This window comes from Mesorhizobium sp. M2A.F.Ca.ET.042.01.1.1 (genome assembly GCF_003997405.1).
Classification (GTDB): Bacteria; Pseudomonadota; Alphaproteobacteria; order Rhizobiales; family Rhizobiaceae; genus Mesorhizobium.
In genome coordinates, this window is sequence record NZ_RZRX01000272.1 from 1 (window position 1) to 8,010 (window position 8,010).

The 8,010-nt window shown below is 64.7% G+C and carries 8 protein-coding genes; 6 read left to right on the forward strand and 2 right to left on the reverse strand.

Annotation, left to right across the window (positions count from 1 at the left end; translation table 11 throughout):
• Nucleotides 1-30: 30 nt before the first annotated feature.
• On the reverse strand, nt 31-1,233 hold the full coding sequence (locus EOA23_RS28780) for a nucleotidyltransferase family protein (protein ID WP_127306640.1): 1,203 nt from the start codon (nt 1,231-1,233) through the stop codon (nt 31-33).
• A gap of 499 nt (nt 1,234-1,732) precedes the next feature.
• Here EOA23_RS28780 and EOA23_RS28785 point away from each other — a divergent pair, with 499 nt between their 5' ends.
• The 6 genes from EOA23_RS28785 (at nt 1,733) to EOA23_RS28810 (ending at nt 7,631) form a co-directional block, all read left to right on the forward strand.
• Nucleotides 1,733-1,885, forward strand: a complete 153-nt coding sequence (locus tag EOA23_RS28785; protein WP_126063040.1) for a lasso peptide — start codon at nt 1,733-1,735, stop codon at nt 1,883-1,885.
• Between the two features lie 153 nt (nt 1,886-2,038).
• A complete protein-coding gene (locus EOA23_RS28790; protein ID WP_126063041.1) occupies nt 2,039-2,338 on the forward strand; it encodes a PqqD family protein in 300 nt (99 codons plus the stop codon).
• 42 nt (nt 2,339-2,380) lie between these two features.
• Entirely contained in the window at nt 2,381-2,842 is a 462-nt protein-coding gene (locus EOA23_RS28795) for a lasso peptide biosynthesis B2 protein (protein WP_245474374.1), read from the forward strand.
• 3 nt (nt 2,843-2,845) lie between these two features.
• Nucleotides 2,846-4,759, forward strand: a complete 1,914-nt coding sequence (locus EOA23_RS28800; RefSeq protein ID WP_127306642.1) for a lasso peptide isopeptide bond-forming cyclase — start codon at nt 2,846-2,848, stop codon at nt 4,757-4,759.
• Entirely contained in the window at nt 4,756-5,730 is a 975-nt protein-coding gene (locus EOA23_RS28805) for a serine kinase (protein WP_127306643.1), read from the forward strand. The genes EOA23_RS28800 and EOA23_RS28805 overlap by 4 nt, the downstream gene beginning before the upstream one ends.
• 8 nt (nt 5,731-5,738) lie before the next feature.
• Nucleotides 5,739-7,631 carry an ABC transporter ATP-binding protein gene (locus EOA23_RS28810; protein WP_127306644.1) on the forward strand — a complete coding sequence of 631 codons (1,893 nt, stop codon included), beginning with the start codon at nt 5,739-5,741 and terminating at the stop codon, nt 7,629-7,631.
• Here the strand turns inward: EOA23_RS28810 and EOA23_RS28815 are convergent.
• On the reverse strand, nt 7,605-7,877 hold the full coding sequence (locus EOA23_RS28815; protein ID WP_127306645.1) for an exopolysaccharide production repressor exox: 273 nt from the start codon (nt 7,875-7,877) through the stop codon (nt 7,605-7,607). The genes EOA23_RS28810 and EOA23_RS28815 overlap by 27 nt on opposite strands.
• Between the last annotated feature and the right edge of the window lie 133 nt (nt 7,878-8,010).

The following is an 8,010-nucleotide window of genomic DNA, read 5'->3' on the forward strand; positions in this document are numbered from 1 at the left end:
CTCGTCACAGGCGTCGTCGGGGGCATGGGTTCACCTTTCGCTTGCATGAGTGGCTGTCCCGCCCGCGATCTTGATCGTGCCGCCCGGCCCCGGCGCGACAGCGGCCGGCCGCTCGAAGATGCGCCGGCTGAGGTCGGCGGAGGCAGCCCAGCCAGCCTCGGCCAGATAACGGACGGGCTCGTGGCCGCACAGTTCCCAAAGCACATGGCGACGCTGCGGCCAGCGCAGCGAGGCAAGCCACGGCGCGATCACCATGTGGAAGAGGTCGGCATTGCCGATACGCGCCAGGATGCGGGCGGCGCGATCCGATAGCAGCGTGCCGCTGGCGCCTAGCAGCACGTCGGCGGCGCGCAGCCCCAGAAGCAGCGTATCGGCAAGGCCCTGCTCGGCGGCATGATCGAGTACCGTCTGCTGCTCGGCCTCACTCAGCCGGCTGGCGCTGGCCCGGACATCGCAGACATAGCCGGCGCAAGGCTCGCGGTTGAAAAAGGCCTTGGCGACGCTGATCGACGACAAAAGCAAGGTGTCGGCCGCCGAGATGATCGGCACGACCGCGCCGGCCACCTCGACCTCGCGCTTGCGGCGCAGGAAGCCGTCTATATCGCGCGGGCTCGGCGAACCCGGCTGCTGCAGCCGGTGATGGAGGTCGATCGTCGACGCTCTCGCGCCATCCTCGCGGACCATGTGCTGCTCGCCGAGGAAGCGCACCCACCAGACGGAGCGCGACTTGCCGGCAACCTCGTAGCCGATGGTCCGCAACGCCGCGCGGGCCTCGACGAAGCTCCCGGGCGAAACCAGTATGTCGACATCGCCGGAAGGCTTCATGAAATGGTCGCCATAGAGCCTGTGCTGCTGGAGCGGTCCCTTGAGGAAGACGAAATCGACCCGCCTGTCGCGAAGCACGCGATCGATGGCCACCGAATCGCCGATGCAGGCGGCGTTCATGAACACGGTGCGCCGCCGATAGCCGTCGAGCCAGCCGGGCAAACCGGGAGGCGCCGCGCCGGCGGGAGCACGCGCGAGAGCCTTGACCATGAACACGCCGACCTTGTTCAGCCTTGCGATGTCGGCGACATGAGCCGCCGAGATTGTCGGCGCGGGCATATCCGCCTGGCCGTCGGCGGCGTCGACGCCGGGTGCGAAAAACAGCCTCAGGCAGGCCTGCACATAGGCGACTTCATCGGCACAGCCGGCGGCACGCAGCCTTTCATAGGAGCCATCCTGCATCGCCATGCCCGATGTCGCTCTCCGCAAAATGCCGCCCGAGCGATCTATACCGCACTTGCGAAGAAAAACACCGGGAAAATTAAAACGACCGTCCGAGAGGCGGCCAAAGCCACTTCAAATTCACAACCTAAGCGTTTAAAATCGCACACATTCAATCACTTTTGAAGACAAGCCTCCGTGACGATGCTGCAAGCCGAAAAACCATGGTTTTTTGCAGCAATTTCCTCACATCCGCAGGACGTATTTATCGTCAAAAAAATATTATAAGTAAATCAATGGTTTATTTAATCGACGAGAACGCGCAGTTGAATTCCTGAGTGGTTGAGGATTACGATGACGATGCTCATGGCTTGATCATCAAGAAAGGCAAGCGCAACCAAGAATTGATTAATGCTTGGTAAATCACGCTTGACTCATGAATGTTGCCATGCAGCAATCGCATTGCAGCATAGCCATATGCTGGCGGCATTCTGCGGCCGCTTCCAGTCCTTAATTGGAGAGTAAAATGGAACAGAATGTTGAGAAGCATGAGTACGAAACCCCCAGCTTGACGGTTCATGGTTCGATTGAAACCATCACGCAGGGTGGTGCTGGTTCGACGGCGCTCGACGTGAGCTTTCCCGCACACACGCCGGTCGGCGAGCTGACTTTCTCGTAAGCTTGCAGGCACCTGGGAGTCTAAGTGGGGCTCCGGATATTACCAATAGGCGAGCCGGGGGGCTTTTGTCCCCCGGCTTACGACAGAGGATCGCAGGCAACCGATCCCTGGCCAAGGTCCAAGGGCGTGGCGGGCCAGCAACGAGGTTTTAGCATGCACTGGAACCCTTCGGACCATGACCGCGTGGTCGCGACAGGCGAGGCGGTGGCTTGTGAATTCGGCGCCGGATTGGCGCTGCTCCACCTCAAATCCAATGTCTATTACAGCCTGAACAGCGTCGGCGCCTTCATCTGGGAGCAGATCCAGGAGCCGCGATCGGTGCTCGATATCCGCGGCGCCGTGCTTGCGCGCTACAATGTCGATGCCGAGCGCTGCAAGGCCGATGTCGAAAGCTTGCTGAGGGGGCTGACCGAAGCAGGGCTTGCGAGGCTCCACAGTGAGGAACTGGTCTAAAGCATGTCTCCCGAAAGCGGGGACCGGTTTCGGGATAAAGACATGCGTGAAATCAAGGACCTGAAGCGCATGGAGCGAATCCGAAGGATCGCGGCGCGCTTTACGATCCGCTCGCTGAGCGGCCGGGAGATGCTGTTTCTGGCGCGCTGCCTGGCGGTGGTGAGCGTGGTGCGGCTCGCGCTGACGCTTTCCTCCTACAACCGCGTCCGCGGCCTGATCACGCGGCTTGATGCGAGGCGCGACGCCGGCATCGCCGACCTGCGGCGCGTCGCCTGGGGCGTTGCCGCCGCCGCGCGGCTGGTGCCGGGCGCCAGCTGCCTCACGCAGGCGCTGGCCGGGCAATATCTGCTTGCCCGCCAGGGCAACGCCTCGAATATCAGCATCGGCATCGAAAGGGGGACGGGCAGCGAACTGAGGGCGCATGCCTGGTTGATGAGCGGCAACCACATCGTGCTTGGCGGCTCGATCAACGGATTTACCCACCTTGTCGACCATGGGTCTTGACCGATGAGCGGCGTGGCCGGCATCCTGCATATCGACAACGGCAGGCCCGCCGCGGCCAGCGACATCCAGCAGATGCTTTCGCGCATGCGCCATCGTGCCCGCGACGGCAGCTCGTGGCGGACGGAGGGCAGCGTGGCGCTCGGCCACGCCTGGCTCGACACGACCGGCGAGGACGGGCCCGGTCCGCTGGCGATGGCCGGCGGCAAGTTCGCCATCACCGCCGATTGCCGGCTGGACAATCGCGACGAGCTTCTGGCGCGGCTGGGCCTGCGCGACCGGTGGATTGCCGACGCGATGCTCATCATGCGCGCTTACCTGAAATGGGGCGAGGCCTGTCCGACCTACCTGCAAGGCGACTTCGCCTTCGCGATATGGGACCGCGATCGTCAGGCCCTGTTTTGCGCGCGCGACCATTTCGGCGTCAAACCCTTCTACTATCATTCGACCGCAAGGCGCTTTGCTTTCGCCTCGGAGATCGGGCCGATCCTGGCGCTGGACGGCGTCGGCAGGCGCCTCAGTGAGCACCAGATTTCCGGTTTTCTCGCCGGCCTGCCGGACGATCCGCAGGCCACGCCCTACGCCGAAATCTTCCGCTTGCCGGCGCGGCACAGCATGATGGTGGCGGGCCACGGAATTGTGCTGCGGCGCTACTGGCAGATCGAGCCGTCACAGCGGCCGCCGCGCGCTGACGCGGCCGAAGAATTCAGGCATCTCTTCGCGCAATCGGTGGAGAACCGGATGCGTGGCACGTCGGCTGTCGGCGCCATGCTGAGCGGCGGCCTCGATTCATCCTCGATCACATGCCTTGCAAGCCTCAGGGCAGCGGCGACAGGCAACCCGAAGCTCAAGACCTTCTCGCTGGTGTTCGACAAGGGCTCGTCCATGGACGAGAAGCCGTTCATCGATGCGGTGCTCGACGGCAATCCGCTCGACGCCACGCTGATTGCCGTCGGCAACTACGCGCCCTTCGCCGAGTTCGAGCGCATCCTGGAGGAGCAGGAAGGCACGTTCCTGGCGCCAGGCCTGTCCTTGACGCGCGACCTTTACCGGACGGCGGGCGCAAAGGGCGTCAAGGTGCTGCTCGACGGGCATGGCGGCGACGAGGTCGTCTCGCAAGGCCACGGACACCTTCACGAGCTCGCCAATGCCGGAAGGTGGCTGGAGCTGTGGCGCGAGTTGCGCAGCGCAGCCAACACCTATGGCGAGGGCATGCTTCCCCTCTATTTCAAGTTCCTGACCATCTATGGGCCGGCCTGGCGGATCGCCAGGATGAGGGCGGCGGCCAAACGCCTTGTCCGCAAGGTGCGGCGCGGGCCGGCGCAGGCGCCACGCGCCGCCTGGGCGGATCTGGTCAATCCGGATCTTGCCGGGCGCACCGATCTTGCCGAGCGCTTTCATCGCAGCGGCTACATGCCCGCCGCCGTCAGCGCCAGCGAAGCGCTGACGCATCGCTGGCTTCTGTCGACCGGGCTGGTGCCGCACGCTTTCGAAGTACTCGACAAGGCCGCCGCCAATTTCGGCGTTGAGCCACGTTATCCGTTCTGGGACAAGCCACTCGTCGAATTCTGCCTGGCGCTGCCCGGCGAGGAAAAGCTCAAGGACGGTTTTGGCCGCCATGTGCTGCGCCGGGCGATGCAAGGCGTTCTGCCGCCGGCGGTGCAATGGCGGCGCGACAAGATCGATTTCACCGCCAATCTGGTCAATGGCATGCTCGGCAATCACCGCGAGCTTCTGGACAGGCTGCTTGTATCGGACAGCGAGCGGATCGCGCCCTATGTGAACCTGCCTGCAGTGGCCGCGGTCTATGACCGGATGCTGAGCCGGCCCGAGCAGGCGACCCTGCCGGACGTCCAGCATGTCTGGCGCGCGGTTTCGCTGTCGCTGTGGCTGCGGCAAGTTGAGGGAAACCCCGCATGAACCTTCCGATCGCTCCCCTTGCGCGGCCCGAGCCGCAAACGGCGGCGGCGAGCGGACGTGTCCGCCGTTTCTACAGGGCCTACGGGCTGGTGATAGGCTCCGAAGTGGCCTTGCCGGAGCTGGAGCCGACGCGCCCGGCGACGCCGGACCTGGAGATCGCGGTGGGGCGAGTCGATCTTCCCGGCCAGGCATCCCGGGACGCCACCGCCTTCCGGTTCGAGCCGACGCGCCAGTATCTTTCCTGGCAGGCGGTTGGCACGTTCTTGATCAGCGGCGCCAACCGCATCGATGTCGATCCGGCGCCAGGGGTCGACGATCCGCTGCTCGCCTTTCCGCTGCTCGGGCCGGTGATGGCGCTCGCCTTGCATCAGCGCGGGCTGCTCGTCCTGCATGCCAGCGCCATTGAAGTCGACGGCAAAAGCGTGATCTTCATGGGCGACAAGGGCGCCGGCAAATCGACCACGGCAGGCGCGATGATCCGCGCCGGCCATCGACTGCTCACCGATGATGTCGTGGCGCTGGATTTGTCCGACCCGGACCGGCCGATGATCCTGCCCGGCTTCCCGCAGCTCAAGCTTGCGGCGGACGCGGCCGGCGCCATTCGCCTCGAGCAGGCGGAGGTGCGCCCGCAGGTGCATCCGCAGATCGACAAGGCGCAGCATCGGCTGCGTGACGGATTTGCGGCCGAAGCGGTGCCGGTGTCGCGCATCTATGTGCTCGAGCGGGGCGTGCGGGCGGCTATCTCCCCGCTGTCCGGGGTCGCAGCGTTGCCCGCGGTCATCAAATTCTCCTATATCACGCGGTTCGGCCGGCAGGCGCTGCCGGGCGATTCCGCCTCGATGCATCTCAGCCAATGCGCACAAGTCGCCGGACGGGTCGGCGTCAGCCGACTGGAAGTGCCGGCCGGACTCGACCGGATCGACGAAGCGGTCGCCGCGATCGAAGCCGACCTGGCGTCCGGGACAAGGTGAGGCGGGACATGGGCTGGTCCTCGAAGTTTCGCCTGTCGTTTTTCCGCGACGTTGCCGGCTTCGGCGCCATGATGGCGCATGTCGGCGGGCGACGCACCGCGACGGCGCTGACCTTCCTGATCCTGGGCAGCCTCACCGAAGGCATCTCGATCCTGCTGCTCGTCCCGCTGCTGCGCCTGATCGGCAGGGCCGAACAGGATTACGCAGTTCGAGTGCCGGAAGCCTTGCATTGGCTGGTGCCCGGCGGAACGCTGTCGCTGGCGACGGTGCTGTGCCTGCTTGTCGCGCTGGTGGCGCTGCAGGCGATTTTCAACCGCTTCAAGTCGGTCTACATGGCGCGGCTGCTCTACGATGTCGTCAACCGCGTGCGCATGAACCTGTTCGAAAGCATCGGCCGGGCGCGCTGGGGTGTTTTCACCCGCATCCGCAGCTCCGATCTCGACCACGCGCTGAACGGCGATGTCGACCGCGTGCAGGTAGCCGCCTTCTCGCTGCTGATGCTCACCCAGGCGACATTGCTTCTCACCGGCTATCTCGTGGTCTCGCTGTTCATCTCGCCGGTGATGACGTCCTTCGCCATCCTCATCGGCCTGGTGCTGCTGGTTGCGCTGCAGCCGTTCCGGGCACGCGCCAGCGCCTATGGCCGCGCGCTGACCGGCAACCGCCAGGACCAGTATCGCACGGTCTCCGAGTTTCTCGGCGGCATCAAGGTCGCCAAGAGCCTCAATGTCGAGGCGAGCTATTTCGTCGAGCTCGGCGCGACGCTGGACAGGATGAAGGCCGACAACATCGCCTTCGTGCGCAACTCTTCGCTCGGCACCGCCCTGTTCCAGATGGCGAGCGTGATCGGACTCAGCCTCTTCATCTACATCGCGCTGGTCCGCTTCCACCTTTCGCTTGCCGAGATCGTCGTGCTGCTCCTGGTCTTCATGCGGGTGGCGCCGCGCTTCATGGACATGCAGCTTCAAACCCAGCAGGTGCTGATCAACCTGCCGGCCTACGCTTCGATGCAAGCCCTTCAGGCCCGCTTCGACGCCGAGCGCGAGCCGACCCAAGGCATGGCCGATCGAGGCGCGAGACTGTCGCTCGAGACCGGCCTCAACATCCGCGAGGTATCGTTCGCCTATGGCGAGGGTGACGCAAGACCGGTGGTCAGCGATATCACCTTCGGCCTGCCCGCCGGCAAGGTGACGGCGCTGATCGGCCCTTCCGGTTCCGGCAAGAGCACGATCGCCGACATGCTGCTCGGCCTGCTCGAACCCACCAGCGGCCGGATCCTGGCCGACGGCGTGGAGATCACCGCGCAAAATCGCAGGGCGTGGCGCGATCAGGTCGCCTATGTACCGCAGGATGTGTTCCTGCTGCATGACACGATCGCCGCCAATCTTCGTCTTGCCGCGCCTGGGGCCAGCGACGAGGAGCTATGGGCGGCCCTGCGCAACGCCCATGCGGCCGATTTCGTGGAACGGCTGGCATCGCGGCTGGAGACGGTGGTGGGCGACCGCGGCGTCCGGCTTTCCGGCGGCGAGCGGCAGCGCATCGCCTTGGCGCGGGCGCTGCTGCGCAAGCCATCGCTGCTCATCCTCGACGAGGCGACGAGCGCGCTCGACTGGCAGAACCAGTCGCTGATCGCGCAATCGATCGAGGCTTTGCGCGGCCGGATGACGATTCTGACCATCGCGCACCGGCCGTCGATGATCGCCTTCGCCGACTGGGTCGTGGCCATCGAGAACGGGCACATCGTCGAGGTCGGACAATATCGGCGGCTGAAGGCAAAAGGCGGCAGCCGGCTGGCCAGGATGCTGTCCGGCGAGCAGCCAGGGCAGGAGACCACGCCATCGGTCGAGATCGCGCAGGACCCTCAGACCGGACGGTCAGTGGAGGCTGCGTCTGGCGCTTAGCTTCTCGCCGTCGGCGACCTTGTTCAGGATTGCGCCGCGGTCGGCTTCTCGGATCTTGTCGGCCGAAGTCGGCGTTGCCCTGCCGATCATGGCGAAGACCAGAAGGAAATAGCCTGCCTGGATGATCACGGCGCAAACGATGGCACGCAAGAGGATGGTGCCCGCCGACGCGCCGTCGAAATAAGACCAGCCGATGACGATCGCCAGCGCGAACATCATGCCTATAAAGAATTTTGGCAGAGACATGTTCGCCGGCCTCTCAACCGAGACGAGCATGCAGAAGCTGCGACTTACCCACCCGCGTAACTCCCCGTTGCGCCAAAGAACTCTTTCTGGCTGCCCAATCCGGCCGGTTGCTTCCGGCCTTCCTTACCCATGC

Coding starts and splice junctions, on each gene's coding strand:
- EOA23_RS28780 (WP_127306640.1), bottom strand. CDS start 1,233: ATGGCGATGCAGGATGGCTCCTATGAAAGGCTGCGTGCCGCCGGCTGT.
- EOA23_RS28785 (WP_126063040.1), top strand. CDS start 1,733: ATGGAACAGAATGTTGAGAAGCATGAGTACGAAACCCCCAGCTTGACG.
- EOA23_RS28790 (WP_126063041.1), top strand. CDS start 2,039: ATGCACTGGAACCCTTCGGACCATGACCGCGTGGTCGCGACAGGCGAG.
- EOA23_RS28795 (WP_245474374.1), top strand. CDS start 2,381: ATGCGTGAAATCAAGGACCTGAAGCGCATGGAGCGAATCCGAAGGATC.
- EOA23_RS28800 (WP_127306642.1), top strand. CDS start 2,846: ATGAGCGGCGTGGCCGGCATCCTGCATATCGACAACGGCAGGCCCGCC.
- EOA23_RS28805 (WP_127306643.1), top strand. CDS start 4,756: ATGAACCTTCCGATCGCTCCCCTTGCGCGGCCCGAGCCGCAAACGGCG.
- EOA23_RS28810 (WP_127306644.1), top strand. CDS start 5,739: ATGGGCTGGTCCTCGAAGTTTCGCCTGTCGTTTTTCCGCGACGTTGCC.
- EOA23_RS28815 (WP_127306645.1), bottom strand. CDS start 7,877: ATGTCTCTGCCAAAATTCTTTATAGGCATGATGTTCGCGCTGGCGATC.